The following is an 18,343-nucleotide window of genomic DNA, read 5'->3' as shown; positions in this document are numbered from 1 at the left end:
TTGAATTCGTGATGATACGAGTTGTGAATCGGTGCGATTCGTTGTGGACCAAATCACATGATCAATCCATTGAGCAATACACTAACCTGAATTTTCTGGCTTGGATAGAGAAAGATTCGCTTCACATCTCCCCCGACGCCACGTTCCTGCGACCGATTCGCAACGCGCTTGTTACGCATCAGTACAAGCGACCTACGCCACATCCGCGAGATTTCAAGGGTTTCTTTCACATTGAGAAAAACCAATCAGAACAACCGTGTTACCAGTATGTTTCACGGATGGTTTTATAACAGTTTTGCAACGTTTGCTTCAGGTTGAAAAAATCTGAAATATTCGTTGAATATGACGAAGTGTGGTCCTTTGGTTAAGCCAGAAGGGCCGTTGAAACCTTTCGGTTTCAACGGCCCTTCTGGCTGTAGGTGACGCCAATTAGATCAGCGATGCACCTGGAATAGCACCCAACAGGTTGCGGGTGTACTGGCTTTTAGGAGCGGCGAAGATCTGGTCGGCAGTTCCCTGCTCAACGATCTTTCCTCGTTCCATAACGCAAACGTTGTCGGCAATCTGACGGACGACAGCCAAGTCGTGGGTAATGAACAAGTAGGTCAATCCCATTTCTCGCTGCAGCTCATCAAGAAGGTCCAGAACCTGCGCCTGAACCAGAACGTCCAACGCAGACACTGCCTCATCACAAACGATCATCTCTGGCTGCAAAGCCAGTGCGCGGGCGATAGCAATACGCTGTCGCTGACCGCCGGAGAGTTCATTCGGGAATCGGTGCATGGTCGAAGCCGGCATCGAGACCTGATCAAGCAGTTCTTCAACCTTCTTCTGTCGAGAAGCCGCATTGCCGATTCCGTGGATTCGCAATGGCTCTTCGATGGTTCGGAAGATCGAGTACATCGGGTCCAAAGATCCGTAAGGATCCTGGAAGATCGGCTGTACACGGCGGCGGTACTTGAACAATTTCTTCTCGCTCAAGTTACCAATCTGCTCACCATCAAAGGTGATCTCACCGCTGGTCTTATCGAGCAAGTTGAGCACCATTTGCGCAATCGTGGACTTGCCCGAACCGGACTCGCCCACCACGGCAGTTGTGGTGCCCTTGGGGATTTCGAAGGAAACGTTGTCCACCGCGGTGAACTTTTCCTTGCGCCCGAAGCCCTTGCGGATGTCGAAGACCTTGGTCAGGTTGCTGATCTTCAGCAGCGGTTCAGCCTTACCCGGCACAATCTCGTCAACGATAGCTTCGTGCTTGTCGCCACGCTGTGCGGACAAGGAAGGAGCTGAGCTGATAAGACGCTTGGTGTAAGGGTGCTGTGGGTTGCGCAGGATGTCCAGAGCAGGGCCGTACTCAACGACCTGGCCCTTGTACATCACGACAACTTTTTCAGCACGCTCTGCGGCCAAACCAAGATCGTGAGTGATCAGCAGAACCGCGGTGCCCAGTTCACTGGTCATCGTGTCTAGGTGATCCAAGATCTGCTGCTGAACGGTAACGTCCAGCGCACTGGTTGGCTCATCAGCGATCAGCAAACGCGGACGGCAAGCCAGACCGATAGCAATCAGCGCACGCTGGCGCATACCACCGGAGAATTCGTGAGGGTACTGTCCTGCACGAGCCTCTGGGTTAGGCAAGCCAGCATCAGCCAGAATCTGGGTTACACGCTGCTTGGGGTTATCCCCCGCCAGACCGTTGGCCTTCAGCGTTTCCTTGACCTGGAAACCAATTTTCCACACAGGGTTCAGGTTGGACATTGGATCCTGTGGAACCATGCCAATGTGATTTCCGCGCAGTTCAACAAATCGCTTTTCACTGGCATGCGAAATGTCTTCGCCGTCAAAGAGAATCTGACCCGAGGAGACAGAACCATTGCCGGCCAATAGACCGATGGCAGCAAGTGCTGAAGTGGATTTACCGGAACCGGATTCGCCCACGATGGCCACGGTCTCGCCTGGCATCACCGTGAAGTTTGCATCGCGTACCGCGTGTACTGGTCCATCAGGGGTGGAGAAGGTAATCGCCAAGTCCTTGATTTCCAGCAACGGCTTAGGTGTTGCAGTTTCAGTCATATTCTAGGCTCCCTTCCGGGCCTTGGGATCCAGTGCGTCACGCACTGCGTCACCGAGCATGATGAAGCTCAAAACTGTCACGGAAAGGAACAGTGCTGGCCACATCAACATCATTGGGTTGCTACGAAGTTGCTGCTGTGCCAGGGAAATGTCGTTACCCCAGCTCATTACTTCGCCCGGCAAACCGACACCCAAGAAGGACAGCGTCGCTTCAGCCACGATGTACACACCCAAGTTCACGGTGGCGACAACAATAATTGGAGCCAGCGAGTTCGGCAGCACGTGCTTGACCAACGACTTAAACCTCGACAGGCCAAGTGCGCGTGAAGCTTTCACATAGTCAGCATCTCGCGCTTCGATAACTGCACCACGAGTGATTCGAGCCAGCTGTGGCCAACCGAAGATTGCTAGCGTAACGATAACCGTCCACACACTGCGATGTTCGCGGAATGCAGGAAGCTGCATAACGATGATTGCACCAAGGATCAGTGGCAGAGCGAAGAAGATATCGCCCAGACGAGCCAAGATGGCGTCGATCCATCCACCGTAGAATCCGGCAAGGGCACCGAGTGCACCGCCGACGATGACAACGATGAGTGTGGTGAAGACACCAACAAGCAGCGAAGCACGCGTTCCGTAAATAACTCGCGCGTAAACGTCACAACCCTGCAGGTTGAAGCCCATGAAGTGGCCCGGACGCCCAGGCTCATTGGAGTTTTCAAGCTGACAAGCGTTTTGACCGTTGGGGTCAATCGAGGTGAACAAGTGCGGGAATGCCGCGACCACAATGACTGCAAGGATCAGGATCGCTGAAATGATAAACAGCGGTTGCTTGCGCAATGAACGCCAAGCTTCGGCCCACATGGACAGCGGCTTGCCGGTTTCCTTTACCGAGTCAACTGCCTGTAACGGAGTTTCCTCTAGCGGAGCAACAAAGTGCTCGATCTTGTACTTAGAAACCTTGCCGGCGCGAGGCGTGCTAATTTGCAGGCCGTCTTCCGGATTAAAGTTTTGGTTCTCAGGCATAACGGATCCTTGGGTCAAGCAGTGCGTAAAGCATATCCACAACTAGGTTGGCGACGACAAAGACGATCACCAAAACACCGACGACCGCAACGACGGTCGGCGTTTCACCCTTTTGGATTGCTTGGTAGAGCAAGTGTCCAACACCGGGGACATTAAAGATGCCCTCGGTGACAATCGCGCCACCCATCAGTGAACCCAAGTCGGCTCCCAAGAAGGTAACCACTGGGATCAACGAGTTACGCAGGATGTGTACTGTAATAACGCGTCGACGGCTCAAGCCCTTGGCGGTTGCGGTACGTACGAAGTCGGCGCTCTTGTTCTCGATTACCGAGGTACGAGTCAATCGAACTACGTAGGCTAGCGATACCAGGCCGAGCACTAGTGCTGGGAGGAATAGCTCTCCCCATGTCGCGGCACCGGAAACCGTTGGTTTTACCAAATCAAGTTTCACGCCGACAACAAACTGAAGCACGAAACCCAAAACGAAGGTTGGCACAGCGATCACGATCAGTGAGGCAACCAAGATGGTCGAGTCGAACCACTTGCCTTTACGCATACCTGCGATAACACCGAAAATGATGCCGAAGACGCTTTCAATCAGCAGGGCAAGAATTGCCAGGCGTGCGGTCACAGGGAAAGCACGGCCCAAGAGGGCGGAAACTTCCTGGCCTGAGAACGAGGTTCCGAGGTCGAAGGTCACCAAATTCTTCAAGTACAACCCGTACTGAACCCAGAAAGGCTTGTCCAAGTTGTACTGGGCTTCCAGCGCAGCGCGAGTCGCATCAGACATCGGCTTGCCACCGGATAGTGCATCAATCGGGTTGCCAGGTGTGGCAAATACCAAGAAGTACACGAGCAAGGTTGCTCCGATGAAGACCGGAATCAGCTGCGCGATTCTTTTCAGCATGAAACTTAACATGCGTGCATCTCACCTCGAGATGCCGGAGGGCACTTGGCCATTATTTCCCTCTTTCCGTCGCTAATTAGCGCGACGTTTATTTTTGGGAGGCAGATCAACACGCCAAAGGGAGACCCATGAATATCCGGGTCTCCCTTGACATGCATTTCAGCGAATTTCAGACTTGACCAGTCCGAAAGCTGAAATTACTTACTTACCAGTGATTTCGTTGTAGATTGGAACACCGTTCCAACCGAACTCAACGTTGGAAACATTAGTGCTCCATCCACCCTGAACTGCTTGGTACCACAGTGGGATGACAGGCATATCCTTGAACAGGATTTCCTGGGACTCGTTGAAGATCTTTGCACCCTCAGCTGGGTCAGTCGCCGCCAAGCCCTCAGAGAGCTTCTCGTCGAATTCCTTGCTGGAGTACTTGCCATCGTTCGAGCCTGCATCGGTACCAAATAGTGGGCCGAGGAAGTTGTAGAGCGATGGGTAGTCGGCCTGCCAGCCGGTGCGGAAGCTACCGGACATGTCGTAGGTCGTTACCTTGGCGCGCAGTTCCTTGAAGGAGCTGAAGGACTGGGCGGTTGCCTTGATACCAAGGTTGTTCTTGAGCTGGTTGACTACAGCTTCAACAAATTCCTTGTTACCGGCACCGTCAACGTTGTAGCCAACGCTGAATTCCTTGTCTGCATCCCACTTGCTGATCTTGTCGGCTTCAGCCCAAAGCTTCTTGGCTTCGTCACCGTTGAATTCCAGCACGTCGCTGCCTGGCAGATCATCGCTGTAGCCTTCAAGCACAGGCGCGGTGAAGTCCTTAGCGATGGACTTGCCACCCTGGTAGACCTTGTCGATGATCAGCTGACGGTCAATTGCCTTGGAGATCGCGGCACGACGCAGCTTACCTTCTTCATCTTCCTTGAAGTGATCAAGGTAGCTTGGGATGGTGATGGTTGCGTTACCTGCGTATGGCGAGTTGACTGAGTTTTCACCCAGGTCATCCTGGTAGGAAGCGAGCTGTCCTGGAGGAATCTGATCCAGTACGTCCAAGTTGTTGGACTGCAGATCCGAGTAGGCCGAGTCAGTGGACTGGTAGACCTTGAAATCAATGCCACCGTTTGCAGCCTTGCGAGGACCGTCATACTTCTCGTTGATGTCCATCTTCAGGTTGACGTCGTGGTTCCATTCGGTCAGCTTGTATGGACCGTTGCCGACTGGCTTTTCGCCGAAGGCCTTTGGATCCTTGAATGCTGCTTCTGGCAACGGCATGAAGGCGGTGTAGCCCAGACGCAGTGGGAAGTCAGATTCAGGCTGGGAAAGCTTGACGGTGAAGGTAGTGTCATCAACTACCTTCAGACCTTCCATCTTGTCTTCCTTGGACTTCTCAGCACTTACCTTGTCGTAGCCCTTGATGGACTCGAAGAAGTAGGAGTTCAGCTGAGCGTTCTTGGCTGCGGCACCGAAGTTCCAAGCATCCACGAACGAAGCAGCAGTTACTGGAGAGCCGTCAGAGAAGGTCTGGCCAGACTTGATCTTGATGGTGTAGTTCTGGGAGTCCTTGGACTCAATGGACTCAGCGAGTTCATTGACAGGGGCACCCTTTGCGTCATAGCTGACCAAGCCCGTGAAGAGCAGGTCCATGACACGACCGCCACCAACTTCGTTGGTATTGGCAGGTAGAAGACCGTTCTGCGGCTCTGTGGTGTTAGCGGTGACGACGTATGAACCGTCCCCATCACCGCTGGCGGTGTCACTTGAACCGCCTCCACAAGCCGACAGGGTCAGTGCCAAGGCTGCTGAAAGAACGACAGCCTTAGATGCGTGCGAGTATCGCATCCTATTTCTCCTCAACATAAGGTTGCTGCTTCTGCATTTCGCAGAGCCGTGCGCGCAAGCGTGAGCTGTAGCACGTAGTGAATGAGATTACATCAAAAATTGCGAAACAACCAATGAATATTCATGAAAGCAATGCTTGAAATCGGTTTAGTCATTCCGTCAAAGATATTCTGTCCGGGTCAACATAACTTGAATGTCAAATAAAAATGTTCATCATTCCGGGGTCATGTAAAACTGATCCGACACCTGCGAGGAACTCGCTTGCTTCCTTGCCGTCAACCACCCTGTGATCAAAGGACAAAGCCAAAGTCATGGTATGGCGAAGCGCTACTTCGTCTTGGTATTCCCAAGGCCGACGCTTCACTTGGCCTAATGCCAAAATTCCAGCCTGCCCTGGGGGAAGAATTGGTGTTCCAGCGTCAACGCCGAACACTCCAACGTTGGTAATGGAGAAGGTGCCACCAGAAAGTTGAGCCGGAGACAATGTTCCGGACCGACCTTGATCGATGAGCTCACTCAGCCCGGTAGCCAATTGAACCAGCGGCATCGCCTGAGCCTCCTTGATTACCGGCACCAACAGGCCGCGGTCACTGGCGACAGCCATGCCAAGATTTACCGATCCGAATTCAACGATTTCATCAGCTTGTTCGTCCCACGTTGAGTTCAATGCCCGATAGGTCCCTAGCAAGCGAGTGACAACCAAGGCAGTGAGCGTAGTGATGTTGAGTTTGACGTCTTTCGTCAACCGGTGGGCCCGCATATGTTCAACCAAAGCCAACGATTCGGTGACATCAATGGTCAGGAACTCCGTGGCATGCGGAGCAGTGAAGGCAGAACTCACCATGGCCTTAGCGGTAGCTCTACGCACTGCGGTGATTTTTACGTGCCTATCCCCCGCGTGCGCGTCCACCTTCGGTTGAGCAACCGAAGAATCACTGACCGAGCCAGAAGCATCAATGGCCTGTTGAACATCACGCCGAAGCACCAGCCCATCTTCGCCGCTTCCAGCAAGCACCGAAATATCGACCCCGTGATCACGGGCAAGCTTTCGCACCGGGGGTGTACAACGAGTAACGGTGCGCTGATTACTCCCATGATCCACCACAACAGAAGTTGCCTGCCGAGAGTTACGGGTTTTGCGTTGCGGTCGAGCACCGGTAGCAGCGGGGGCACCATAACCCACAAGAGTCGGGGTGCGTTCGGCTCCGGAAGCATCTTGTGGTGATTGTTGTTGCGGTGAATCCTTAGCTGGTGCTTCGTCGCCAAAAGTCACTAGCGGGCCACCGACTTGAACAACTTCTCCTTGGGACGCATGAATCTGTTGGACCACTCCGGCAAACGGTGAAGGCAACTCCACCACTGCTTTAGCGGTTTCCACCTCGGCAATGACCTGATTTAGGCTCACTTGCTCGCCGACCTTGATCTTCCAGTTCAAGACCTCGGATTCAGTCAGACCCTCTCCCAGATCTGGCAGTTTAAAAGTTTGATTGCTCATCACTGGGCAGCTCCTTCGGTGGCTTCGTGGTGGGCCATGACCGCATCTACCGCGTGTAGCACTCGGTCTAGATCCGGCAAATGATGGCTCTCTAGTCGCGAGGGTGGATAGGGAACGTCAAATCCGGTCACACGCAAGGGCGCGTGCTCCAAGTAATCAAAACAACGCTCGGTGATCTCGGCACAAATCTCGGCACCCAACCCCGCGGTCCGACTGGCCTCGTGAACCACAACCAGCTTTCCGGTGCGCTGGACCGACTGAGCGATGGTGTCGAAATCCAACGGATCTAAACTGCGCAGATCAATGACTTCTAGGCTGGTACCTTCGTCCTCGGCCGCTAGGGCAGCATCGATCAAGGTATAGGTGGTTGGCCCATAGCCGACCATCGTCACGTCATTTCCTTCTCGAACCACTCTTGCCTTAGGTGAAGAATCCGGCTCTGGCTCAATGAGTTCAGCGTCAGACTTTTCGTGATAGCGGCGTTTAGGTTCAAAGAAGATCACCGGGTCATCGCAAGTGATGGCCTGGCGTAGCATTGTGTAGGCATCCTCCACACTGGAAGGTGCAAATACTCGCAGTCCCGCGGTGTGAGCAAAGTACGCTTCCGGTGATTCCGAGTGGTGCTCCGGAGATCCGATGCCACCACCGTAAGGAATACGGACAGTGACCGGCATTTTCACCCGTCCGCGTGAACGGTAATGCAGCTTAGCCAGCTGCGAAACCAACTGGTCAAAAGCCGGGTAAGTGAAGCCATCAAATTGGATCTCCACCACCGGGCGGTAGCCACGGTAGGCCAGACCAATGGCAGTTCCGACAATTCCTGATTCGGCCAGCGGAGTGTCGACCACTCGGTGCTCACCAAATTCGGACTTTAGCCCATCGGTGACACGAAAAACGCCCCCCAAGGTTCCGATGTCTTCACCGAGCAAGATAACTTTTTCATCTTCGCTGAGCGCATCGTGTAGCGACTTATTTAGCGCTTTGAGCATAGTTGTTGCCATGATTATTCACCACCTGAAAAGTCACCAAGATAATCCAAATATTCTTTAGCTGCCCGCTGCGTCGGTTCATGCTTCTCTGCATAAACATTGGAGAACAGCTCTTGGACCTTTGGATCTTCCATGGTGGTGATTGCGGCACGTAACTGAGCTGCCATGTCATCGGCGGCGTTCTGCGCACGCTGCTCATAAGACTGAACATCTGCACCCATTTCATGCAGGTACTTCACCAAGCGATCGATAGGATCCTTGGCTTTCCACTCTTCAAGCTGCTCGGTTTTACGGTATCGAGTTGGATCATCAGCGGTGGTGTGAGAACCCATTCGGTAGGTAACAGCCTCAATGAACGTTGGACCAAGTCCATGTCGGGCGTGGGCCAGAGCCGCCTTTGTTGCCGCATACACGGCCAGAATGTCATTGCCGTCCACCCGCCAGGTTTTTAGCCCGAAGCCATGGGCACGGTCAGCAATCTGGGTACGGCTTTGTAAGGCGACGGGCTCTGAGATGGCCCATTGGTTGTTCTGGCAGAAGAAGAGGACCGGCGCCTGGTAGCTGGCCGCAAAAATCATCGCCTCATTAACGTCACCCTGACTGGTGGCGCCATCGCCAAAGTAAGCCACGGAAACTTGCTTGCCGCCATCAAACTTGATGCCCATCCCGTACCCAGCAGCGTGTAGCGCCTGGGAACCTATGACAATCTGTTGGCAAGCAATATTTACTTCGTTCGGATCCCAGCCACTGGCTTGGGCTCCGCGCCAAACGCTTAGTAGGTCTTCTGCTTTCACTCCCCTAGCCCACGCGACTCCGTGTTCGCGGTACGAGGGAAAGATAAAGTCGTCGTCTTCGGTGGCGCGCACCGAACCAATTTGTGCGGCTTCTTGGCCGAGCAACGGAGCCCACAGGCCCAGTTGACCTTGGCGTTGCAGGGCGGTGGCCTCATTGTCCATCCGTCGCAGCACCACCATGTCGCGCAAGAAATCGGCAAGGTCCGCTTCTTTGAGGTCCTTGAGGTGGTGGTCTAGTTCTTCGTCCGGAATTCGTTTCCCGTCGACGTTCAGCAGCTGATGCGTTGGTAGGCATCCGGCGGCTACGTCCATGTGCTGTGTGGACACGATCGGCATCCTTACTTTCACGTAGTCGTTGGCGAGATTCCTGGTCGAACCCCGCTAAATGTGATGCTACTCACGTAACGCAAGACGCACAATGTTCAGCGGAAAATTAGCGCAAAACGCCCTATTTATCCTTCCTTTACGGTGCTAACGTGCTCATTATGCACCTCTTGGACATGACAGATCGACGAATCCTACTGGCGCTAGCCACTGCCAAAAACGAACCTGTTCGGCCATCGCTACGGCTTTGAACCTCGGACGTAATACGGTGCAGACTCGAATGACCAGACTTGAAAATGAAGTCCTGGATAATCCGGACCGTCGCATCCCTCCGGCCGCATTGGGCTACGGACTACTCTCCTTCATTGAATTACATGTGGACCAGAGATATCTTGAGGAAATCACCGCTAAGTTAGCCACCATCCCTGAAGTGCTAGAAGCACACGGACTCACCGGTAATGCCGACATCTTGGTACGAGTGGCAGCCAAGGATGCAGAACAACTTTTTAGGGTCCACGGCCAGCTACTACATATTGATGGGGTCAATCGCGCTGACTCAGCATTGTCCATGGCGCAGCTGGTCCCGTACCGAACCACCGCACTGCTACGACATTCGCTGCAAACCAGCAGCCAGTGATACCACACAAAAAGTTCTGGGGATCAACCATTGGTGGTTAATCCCCAGAACTGTGTTTTACCTACGTGTTATTTGTTTAGTGATCGACGGCCTTTTCAGCGCCCACACCGGTCAGCGAACGAACTTCCATTTCAGCTGCCTTAGTTGGATCCTCGATCCTCTTATCGGTAACCGATCCCAACCAGCCCAGCAAGAAGGCCAACGGAATGGAAACGATGCCCGGGTTAGCCAGCGGGAAGATGGACATGTCGATGCTTGGGATCATCGAGGTTTCTGCCCCGGAGAAGACCGGGGAGAAAATGATCAGCAACAGGGCCGAACCCAGACCACCGTACATAGACCAAACTGCGCCGCGGGTTTTGAATCCCTTCCAGAACAGCGAGTACAGGATGGTTGGCAGGTTAGCCGAGGCAGCGACCGCGAAGGCCAAAGCTACCAAGAAGGCCACGTTCTGCCCCTGAGCACCGATACCGCCAGCGATAGCAAAGACGCCGATAACTAGCACGGTTCGTCGAGCTACTTTCATTTCCTTCTCTGGGGTAGTCCTGCCCTTAGCGATCACCGAAGCGTAAACGTCGTGAGCAAAGGAAGCAGCTGCAGTAATGGTCAAACCTGCCACCACAGCCAGAATAGTTGCGAAGGCGACGGCCGAGATCAGACCCAGCAGAACCGTTCCGCCCAGTTCGTAAGCCAGCAGCGGCGCTGCCGAGTTCACGCCACCTGGGGCGGCCTTGATCCGGTCTGGACCAATCAGTGCGCCGGCACCAAAGCCAAGAACCAGGGTGAACAGGTAGAAAGCACCAATCAACCAGATGGCCCAGACAACCGACTTACGTGCTTCCTTCGCGGTTGGCACGGTGTAGAAACGCATCAGCACGTGTGGAAGGCCAGCGGTACCAAGCACCAGGGCCAACGCCAAGGAGATGAAGTCCAACTTGGAAGTTTCACTCTTGCCATACTGCATACCCGGGTTCAGGATCTCTGGGTTGCCAGCCACTTCGGCGGCCTTGCCCAGCAGTTCCGAGAAGTTGAAACCGAAATTAGCCAGGGTCCAGACGGTCATGATCAACGCGCCAGCGATCAGCAGGCAGGCCTTGATGATCTGCACCCAGGTGGTGCCCTTCATGCCACCGACCAGTACGTAGAGAATCATCAGCGCACCAACGATGACAATCACCAGTGACTGACCAAGCTTCTGATCAATACCCAACAGCAACGAAACCAGCGCGCCTGCGCCAGCCATCTGTGCCAGCAGGTAGAACACACAAACTGCCAGGGTGGAGATTGCGGCAGCAATGCGAACCGGACGCTGCTTGAGGCGGAAGGAAAGTACGTCCGCCATGGTGAACTTACCGGTGTTTCGCAACAGCTCGGCAACGAGCAGCAGCGCGACAAGCCAGGCGACCAAGAAGCCAATGGAGTACAGGAAGCCGTCGTAGCCGTTGATGGCGATGGCTCCGACAATGCCCAAGAAGGACGCCGCCGAGAGGTAGTCACCGGCAATAGCTGTACCGTTCTGCGTTCCTGTAAAGGAACGGCCACCGGCATAGTAGTCCGCGGCGGTCTTGTTGTTTTTGGATGCTCGCAGAACGATCACCAAGGTAATGCCAACAAAGGCAATGAAGATGCCGATATTAACCAGTGGGTTACCCACCTTGGTTGATGCGGCCGCACCTTGAGCAAGGAGTGTTAGTGACTGCATTTATTTCACTCCTTTATCTTCTAGGCGTTCGCGAATGCGCGTGGCCTGCGGGTCGATCTTCTTATTGGCGTAGCTGACATAGGCTGCCGTGATGATGAAGGTCGAAACAAACTGCAAGAGCCCAAGGAGAATGCCGAGGTTGACGTTGCCCCAAACCTTGATTGACATGAAGTCGTGGAAATAGTCAGCTAGCAGTACGTAGGCGAAATACCAGACGAGGAAGAAGATCGCCATGGGGAATACGAAGCTACGGTGAGTTTTGCGTAGTTCCTGAAATTCCTCAGATTGACTCTCCTTGACGAAATCGACGTCGCCAGTGACGTCGGGTTCCGGGTTGGCACTCATTGAGGCCCTCCTTGAGCGAGTTAGAGATGCGGGCGAGCTCACATCGAAAGTGTGACTCAATTCACTATTAGTGATGATTCCTCGCGCTACTAGGGAAATTCGAGGGAGCGTGGCTCAACGGGCTGTTTTATGCGCTCAACGGCACGCACCATCGCGCTCAACGCACAGGGTCTTGAAGGCCTTTAGGATGAGAACATGTCTCCAGCATTGCAAGTCACCCTGATCGTGGTCATCGTGGTGCTTGGCATTACTATCGTTGGCTACTTCGGTTTTAGGATTTCTCGCTCAACCAGAGAGATGGGCACCGATGCCGAAGAAGCTACCTACAAAACCCTGCACCATATGTCAGTTGCCGTACCCCATTTGGAACGCGGGCTGACTAAAGAAGGCGCCGTAAAAAGCGCCAAGGCACTGCGCCGGCTACTCAATTGCCAGGTGCTTTTGATCAGCGACAGCACCCGGATCCTCGCCACCGACTCCGGAATCGAGTTCACCGCACAATTAGAAGAGGATGCCGCCGAGGCTTCGGCTTCTACACTGGCTACCGGCAAAACTCAGGTGAAGCATTCAACGTCAATGGACATTGTTGCCGCTCCCATCATGGTGGGCGATCAAGTTGTCGGCGCGGTGATTGCTCTCTCGCAGCGCGCCGGTGCGAGCTTTGTTCGTGCAGTGTCAGAAGTCGCGGTTTTTGTCTCCGCACAGGTATCCACTGCGCAACTAGATGAGTCCAAAGCAATGTTGCTTGAAGCTCAGATGCGCGCATTACGCGCGCAAATCTCCCCACACTTCATTTACAACTCGCTAAACGCCATTGCCTCGTTTATTAATACCGACCCAGCCCGTGCCAGAGAATTGGTGATTGAGTTTGCCGACTTCACTCGTTACTCCTTTAGGCGCCGCGGAGAATTTACTACGTTGGCCGAAGAGCTCGAAGCGATCGACCGCTACCTTTTACTTGAAAAAGCCCGCTTCGGCGATCGAATCAAGGTCAGCTTGCAGATTGCTCCCGAGGTTCTCCCCACTCAAATTCCATTCCTCGCCTTGCAACCATTGGTGGAAAACGCCGTCCGCCACGGACTGGAGGCTCGCCCCGATGGTGGTGTCATTTCAATAACCGCCACCGAGGACGGCATGCATGCGGTGATCTCGGTTGAAGATGACGGGATGGGCATGGACCCGGAGCAATTGGCCAGCGTGCTCGCTGGCACCACCACAACCATGCATGTGGGGCTTCGAAATGTTGACCTGCGACTGCGTCAGCTTTACGGCAACTCCAATGGGCTGATCATCGAGACCGCCCCGGGAGCTGGAACCTTGATCACCCTGCGCGTTCCTAAATTCCGTGCGCCAGACACCACGGGTGCCGAGGTTTAGGAATCCCAAATGTTTAGAAACAGTAAGAAAACGGTAGAATTTTTGCATGATTAATGTGGTGGTTGCCGATGATGAACTCCCAGCAGTGGAAGAGATCTGTTTCCTGCTGAGCCAAGATTCGCGAATTGGCAAAATCCACCGCGCTACTTCTGGCGCTGCGGCGTTAAAAGCCTTAGAAGAAAACGAAGTTGATGCCCTGTTTTTGGACATCCACATGCCAGCCCTCTCCGGTCTAGATATCGCCCGAGTCATCACGCGCTTTGCCCGTCCCCCACTGGTCGTTTTTGTCACCGCTGATGAAGACCAAGCGCTCCAGGCTTTTGAACTGGCCGCTATCGACTACGTCCTCAAGCCCATCCGCCCACAGCGTTTGGCCGAGTCCGTGCGCCGCATTTGTGAACTGGTGGAGGAAACGCCTGCCAAGCCAGAAATGATCACCGTAGATCAGGGTGGCATCACCAAACTCATCCCGCGCGGCGACATCGCCTACGTTCAGGCTCAAGGTGATTACGCCCGGCTACACACCAAAGAATCTAGCTACCTGATTCGTGTTCCACTCAATGATCTTGAGCAGCAGTGGGGTGAGTCCGGCTTTGTACGTATCCACCGCTCCTATCTGGTCTGCATGGATAAGATCGAGACCGTGCGGCTACAGACAGGCAAGGCGGCAGTGGTTGTTCACGGAGCTGAACTTCCAATTTCTCGACGTGCCCTGCCCTACCTCCGCGAGCGTCTAGCGGCCAACCGCGTCCGTCCACTCTAGGATTGCCCGGGGCCCGCGTGCAGAATCCAGCAGCTGGCGACAAACGCCAGAACACAAACTCGCCTGACGAAGCTTTGCCAGGACGATTTGCACAACAGCGCCCACAACGAGTGCTTGTCCAGGCACCGCAAGATGCCTCGCTGACCGTGACTCGTCAGCCACCAGAGCACACAGCCGAAGAATTTTATGTCCGTCAGCTGATCCGTTCCCAACTGCGATTAGGCTGCTCGGTGGCTGCAGGATTATTGGCACTGTTGGTGGGCATCTGTTCACTACTGGTGTTTTGGCCAGTGGTCTCGAATATTCATCTGTTCCATATCCCCTTGCCCTGGTGGGTCCTCGGGGTAGGGATGTACCCACTGATCATTGTGGCCGGAATACTCTATAATCGGGCGGCAGCACGCAATGAGCGCAGGTATCGGAGCATCAGCCGTGGCTAGTTTACTTTCGGTTTCCGCCCTCATCGTGGTCTGTCTGACCACCATGCTGATCGCTTTTTATGGCCTGCGAATTTCGCGCACCACCTCAGATTTTTATGTTGCTTCGCGTACCGTGCCTCCGTGGTGGAATGCCTCGGCCATCGGTGGCGAATATCTTTCCGCCGCATCATTTCTCGGCGTCGCCGGGCTCATTGTGCTTTCCGGTCAATCAGGTTTGTGGTTCCCCATCGGCTATACCGCCGGTTACCTGATGCTGCTCTTGTTTGTGGCTGCCCCGTTGCGCAGATCTCGGGCCTACACGATTCCTGACTTTGCACAGATCCGCTTCGATAATTCACCGATGTTGCGCAAGCTGACCACCTACCTAGTGGTGGTGATCTGCTGGCTATACATCGTTCCGCAAATGCACGGCGCGGCACTGACCCTCTCAATCGCCACAGGCCTGCCCAGTTGGGTGGGACCGGTCGTAGTGGCTGTGGTCGTCTGCGTAACCGTGCTCTCCGGCGGCATGCGATCAGTAACCTTTGTGCAGGCCTTCCAATACTGGTTCAAATTGGCCGCCTTGGTTATCCCGACCATCTTCCTGCTTTCCCGTGCCGTCCCAGAACACGCGGCCAGCGAACGGGCGCAGAGCCTTTACGTGCAGTTGGAATCGGTCAACACCATGAACATGTACGAGACGATCTCAATCATCTTGGCCCTGCTCTTTGGCACCTTGGGCCTTCCTCATGTGTTGGTTCGCTTTTATACCAATCCCACCGGTCAGAGCGCCCGCACCACCACGGTGATTGTTCTCTGCCTTCTCTCCGCGTTTTACCTTTTACCCACCACTTTGGGCGTCCTTGGCATTCTTTACACCCCTGAGCTGGGGGCTACTAATGAAACCGACGCCACGATTCTTTTGTTGCCATCCCGACTCTTTGATGGCTTCCTCGCCGATGCCCTCACGGCCATCGTGGTCGGTGGCGCCTTCGCCGCGTTCTTGTCGACTACTTCTGGTTTAGTAGTCTCGCTCTCCGGGGCAATCTCCCAAGAGTTCTTCAAAGGAACGGTTCGAGGCTTCCGCATTTCCACCGTTCTGGCCACGGCCCTGCCAGTACTTATTGCTGTGCTCACCAGCTCGCTGGCTCTGGCTGGAGCCATCGGCAACGTCTTCGCCTTTACCGCTTCCACGATCTGCCCATTGTTGCTTCTAGGGATTTGGTGGCGTTCACTGACCGCCAAGGGAGCAATCGCCGGACTGCTGGTCGGAGCCATCACCTGCGGCACATCGTTAATCATCGGCATCTTCCTGCCCGCTACCGATCAGTGGTGGATTCACCTGTTGCGCCAACCTGCCGCGTGGAGCGTTCCACTAGCTTTTGTGGTGATGATTGTAGTCTCTCGGGGCACGCAACACGCTGTTCCTGAGAATGCTGATCGAGTGATGACACTGTTGCATGTGCCTGATCATGATCCGAAGTTCTAACCTGCACGCGATTAGCTAAGAACCCCAAAAACACCCCGGCAAGCACCATGGCCATACCGCTCAGACTTTGAACACCAAGGGTTTCAGAGGCCAGCAGGGTTCCCAGAATTACACCGGTGACCGGGTTCAGCAGGCCGAGCAGTCCCACCGTGGCAGATGGCAAGTAGCGCAGGCCACTGAACCACGCGAGAAATGCTGCCGCCGTAGCAACAATGCTGAGGTAACCGAATCCCAATATCGCTTGCCCATCGAGGGCCGGCGGCTGCCCTTGAACGAGTCCTGCGACCGGCAGGAGCAACAACCCTCCTGCGACCAACTGCCAAGCGGTGGTGTCTAGGATCGGTTGCCCGCTTGACCATTTTTTGGCGAGGATGAATCCAAGGCCTGAAATACCCATGGCGGTGAGCGACAAGAGAATACCGAGCATATTGATTTGGCTCTGCCCGTCAAAGACCATGATCGCCACGCCGAGGAACCCCAGCCCGGCCCCGATCAGTGGCCAGCGAGTCGGCCGCTCCCCCATCAGTAGCCACGCCATGAGCATCAGCACCCCAGCAGAAACAGCCATCGTTGTTGCCGCAACACTTGAAGGAAGTATCTGAGCCACCGCATACACCAATGCGAAAAACGCTCCGATGTTCAAGGTGCCCAGGACCAAGGATTTCCACCACCAACTGCCTCGCGGAAGCCTTCGGCAAACCAACAACAGAATCAGCCCCGCAGGCAATGCACGGAAGACACCTCCCCAAAGTGCTGCATCGCTGGGCAGATACTCCCGGGTGACGTAGTACGTGGATCCCCACGCGATGGGCGCGATGGCGGTGAGGGCCAGCCTGCCTAGCTGGAAGCCGCGGGCTTGCCTCGTTCCTAAATTAGTTTCCATGGAAACTATAATAGCTTCCGCGGAAAGTATAATGAAGAGTATGGAGCATTTAGACCACGTTGCACGTATCCAACAGCAGTGGGCTGCCGAGCGCCCCGATCTGGACCCAACACCCCAAGGGATCATTGGCAGACTCCATCGACTCGCAATTTTCCTGCGCGAAAATATCTGCACCGTGTATGCAGACCATGGGCTGACCGAAGCCGAGTTTGATGTTCTGGCCACCCTGCGCCGCAGCGGAGAACCCTACTGCCTAGCGCCAAGCGAACTGGCTGCCCAGACTATGGTCACTTCGGGAGCCACAACTAAGCGATTAGACCGGCTAGTATCGGCCGGCTATGTCGAGCGTCAGAGCGCGGACGGTGATCAACGTCGACGCCGCATCTCCTTGACCGCCACAGGTAAGACAAAGATCGATGAAGTCATGACCGACCACCTCGATAATGAGGCTCGACTAATCGCCCAGCTCTCTCTTACGCAGCAATCTGCGCTTGAAGGCGCCCTAAAGAGCTGGCTTAAACACTATGAGTCACCGCAAGGCTGACCCGCATGCCTGAGGCACCCACAATAAGAAAAAGCGAGGACGGACAGGAGAAATCTCCTGTCCGTCCTCGCGGTTAAAGTTCAGCGTAGTTCGCAGCGAACTAGTCGATGGATGCCATCAGCTCAACTACGCGGTCGAGGAACGCATCAACCTGCGACTCCTCATAACCATCAGTTCCCTGAGCAGAACGGAATTCAACACGGCGTACGGCGTCCACGGCCATCGGAACATCGTTTTCGAAGTAATCGATGAGCTGGTCGCATAGACGGTCAACATCTTCAACGTTGTAGCTTGAGGCGTTGGTACGCGATGGGCGGCGGAAGCGCTCACCCTTGGCACGGTGCAGGCGTCCACGCAGAATGGCAGCTAGTCGTCCAACCTGCTGTAACCAAACTTCTTCGCCCTGGTGGCTGATCAGATCGTCGCGTTCCCGCTTGGCAAACACGTCCTCTAACCTATCCAGCGCACCATCAACCTCGCGCGCCTGGTAGCCGCCCTTTTGAGGAGCAAAAGTGGTTCGGCGAATCAGGTGGCTGGTCACCACGCTGTCGTCGTTTCCCCCGCCGTTGAAGGTGGCACGGGCACGACTAAGGAACGCATCAACTTGCTTTGCGTTGTAGCCAAACTCCGCATCCGGTACGCGGGAAAACGGAGCATCTTGCTGCTGCGACACGACAGTTCCTTTTTCTCTAGAGAGATGTCAGTGGCGTATCACCCTCAGGCGATACCCTCATATTCTATTT

16 protein-coding genes and 1 pseudogene are annotated in these 18,343 nt (G+C 54.6%); 6 read left to right on the top strand and 11 right to left on the bottom strand.

The window, feature by feature from the left end; all coding sequences use genetic code 11:
- Positions 1-429: 429 nt before the first annotated feature.
- The 7 genes from AC1Z3F_RS02055 to pdhA form a co-directional block, all read right to left on the bottom strand.
- Entirely contained in the window at positions 430-2,073 is a 1,644-nt protein-coding gene (locus tag AC1Z3F_RS02055; RefSeq protein WP_131090015.1) for an ABC transporter ATP-binding protein, read from the bottom strand.
- A 3-nt stretch (positions 2,074-2,076) separates the two neighbouring features.
- On the bottom strand, positions 2,077-3,099 hold the full coding sequence (locus tag AC1Z3F_RS02050; protein ID WP_131090016.1) for an ABC transporter permease: 1,023 nt from the start codon (positions 3,097-3,099) through the stop codon (positions 2,077-2,079).
- Positions 3,092-4,018 (bottom strand): ABC transporter permease, encoded by a 927-nt coding sequence (locus tag AC1Z3F_RS02045; protein ID WP_131090017.1) that lies wholly within the window; start codon positions 4,016-4,018, stop codon positions 3,092-3,094. The genes AC1Z3F_RS02050 and AC1Z3F_RS02045 overlap by 8 nt, the downstream gene beginning before the upstream one ends.
- A gap of 189 nt (positions 4,019-4,207) precedes the next feature.
- The gene (locus tag AC1Z3F_RS02040; protein WP_131090018.1) at positions 4,208-5,839 is read right to left on the bottom strand and encodes a peptide ABC transporter substrate-binding protein; all 1,632 of its coding nucleotides are present in this window, start codon (positions 5,837-5,839) and stop codon (positions 4,208-4,210) included.
- A gap of 196 nt (positions 5,840-6,035) precedes the next feature.
- The gene (locus AC1Z3F_RS02035; RefSeq protein WP_131090019.1) at positions 6,036-7,334 is read right to left on the bottom strand and encodes a dihydrolipoamide acetyltransferase family protein; all 1,299 of its coding nucleotides are present in this window, start codon (positions 7,332-7,334) and stop codon (positions 6,036-6,038) included.
- The gene (locus AC1Z3F_RS02030) at positions 7,334-8,335 is read right to left on the bottom strand and encodes an alpha-ketoacid dehydrogenase subunit beta (RefSeq protein ID WP_131090020.1); all 1,002 of its coding nucleotides are present in this window, start codon (positions 8,333-8,335) and stop codon (positions 7,334-7,336) included. The genes AC1Z3F_RS02035 and AC1Z3F_RS02030 overlap by 1 nt, the downstream gene beginning before the upstream one ends.
- A 2-nt stretch (positions 8,336-8,337) precedes the next feature.
- The gene (pdhA, locus tag AC1Z3F_RS02025; protein WP_131090021.1) at positions 8,338-9,453 is read right to left on the bottom strand and encodes a pyruvate dehydrogenase (acetyl-transferring) E1 component subunit alpha; all 1,116 of its coding nucleotides are present in this window, start codon (positions 9,451-9,453) and stop codon (positions 8,338-8,340) included.
- A 268-nt stretch (positions 9,454-9,721) separates the two neighbouring features.
- Here pdhA and AC1Z3F_RS02020 point away from each other — a divergent pair, with 268 nt between their 5' ends.
- Complete coding sequence (locus AC1Z3F_RS02020; protein ID WP_315973714.1) at positions 9,722-10,078, top strand: Lrp/AsnC family transcriptional regulator; 357 nt, start codon at positions 9,722-9,724, stop codon at positions 10,076-10,078.
- 76 nt (positions 10,079-10,154) lie between these two features.
- Here the strand turns inward: AC1Z3F_RS02020 and AC1Z3F_RS02015 are convergent, their stop codons facing one another.
- Positions 10,155-11,780: a solute symporter family protein gene (locus AC1Z3F_RS02015; protein WP_131090022.1), complete on the bottom strand. Its 1,626-nt coding sequence runs from the start codon at positions 11,778-11,780 to the stop codon at positions 10,155-10,157.
- Entirely contained in the window at positions 11,781-12,125 is a 345-nt protein-coding gene (locus AC1Z3F_RS02010; RefSeq protein WP_131090023.1) for a DUF485 domain-containing protein, read from the bottom strand.
- Positions 12,126-12,320: 195 nt separating this feature from the next.
- Here AC1Z3F_RS02010 and AC1Z3F_RS02005 point away from each other — a divergent pair, with 195 nt between their 5' ends.
- Genes AC1Z3F_RS02005 through AC1Z3F_RS01990 form a run of 4 tightly spaced genes read left to right on the top strand, consistent with a single transcriptional unit; the run spans position 12,321 to position 16,173 of the window.
- Positions 12,321-13,502, top strand: a complete 1,182-nt coding sequence (locus AC1Z3F_RS02005; RefSeq protein WP_131090024.1) for a sensor histidine kinase — start codon at positions 12,321-12,323, stop codon at positions 13,500-13,502.
- Between the two features lie 46 nt (positions 13,503-13,548).
- Complete coding sequence (locus tag AC1Z3F_RS02000) at positions 13,549-14,265, top strand: LytR/AlgR family response regulator transcription factor (RefSeq protein WP_483566489.1); 717 nt, start codon at positions 13,549-13,551, stop codon at positions 14,263-14,265.
- Positions 14,266-14,282: 17 nt separating this feature from the next.
- The gene (locus AC1Z3F_RS01995) at positions 14,283-14,705 is read left to right on the top strand and encodes a hypothetical protein (protein WP_242632571.1); all 423 of its coding nucleotides are present in this window, start codon (positions 14,283-14,285) and stop codon (positions 14,703-14,705) included.
- On the top strand, positions 14,671-16,173 hold the full coding sequence (locus AC1Z3F_RS01990) for a sodium/solute symporter (protein ID WP_483566488.1): 1,503 nt from the start codon (positions 14,671-14,673) through the stop codon (positions 16,171-16,173). The genes AC1Z3F_RS01995 and AC1Z3F_RS01990 overlap by 35 nt, the downstream gene beginning before the upstream one ends.
- 37 nt (positions 16,174-16,210) lie before the next feature.
- Here AC1Z3F_RS01990 and AC1Z3F_RS01985 read toward each other — a convergent pair.
- Positions 16,211-17,056: pseudogene (locus tag AC1Z3F_RS01985) on the bottom strand (EamA family transporter); the annotation flags it as partial.
- A 40-nt stretch (positions 17,057-17,096) separates the two neighbouring features.
- Here AC1Z3F_RS01985 and AC1Z3F_RS01980 point away from each other — a divergent pair.
- Positions 17,097-17,600, top strand: a complete 504-nt coding sequence (locus tag AC1Z3F_RS01980) for a MarR family winged helix-turn-helix transcriptional regulator (protein ID WP_483566487.1) — start codon at positions 17,097-17,099, stop codon at positions 17,598-17,600.
- A gap of 100 nt (positions 17,601-17,700) precedes the next feature.
- Here AC1Z3F_RS01980 and AC1Z3F_RS01975 read toward each other — a convergent pair whose 3' ends face one another.
- Positions 17,701-18,273, bottom strand: coding sequence for a DivIVA domain-containing protein (locus AC1Z3F_RS01975; protein WP_131090029.1), 573 nt, complete (start codon positions 18,271-18,273; stop codon positions 17,701-17,703).
- Positions 18,274-18,343: the final 70 nt, after the last annotated feature.

The sequence above is a fragment of the Glutamicibacter sp. MOO4 genome, from assembly GCF_056934395.1.
Note: the sequence above shows the minus strand (reverse complement) of the source record. Positions and strands in the feature narration are given on the sequence as shown.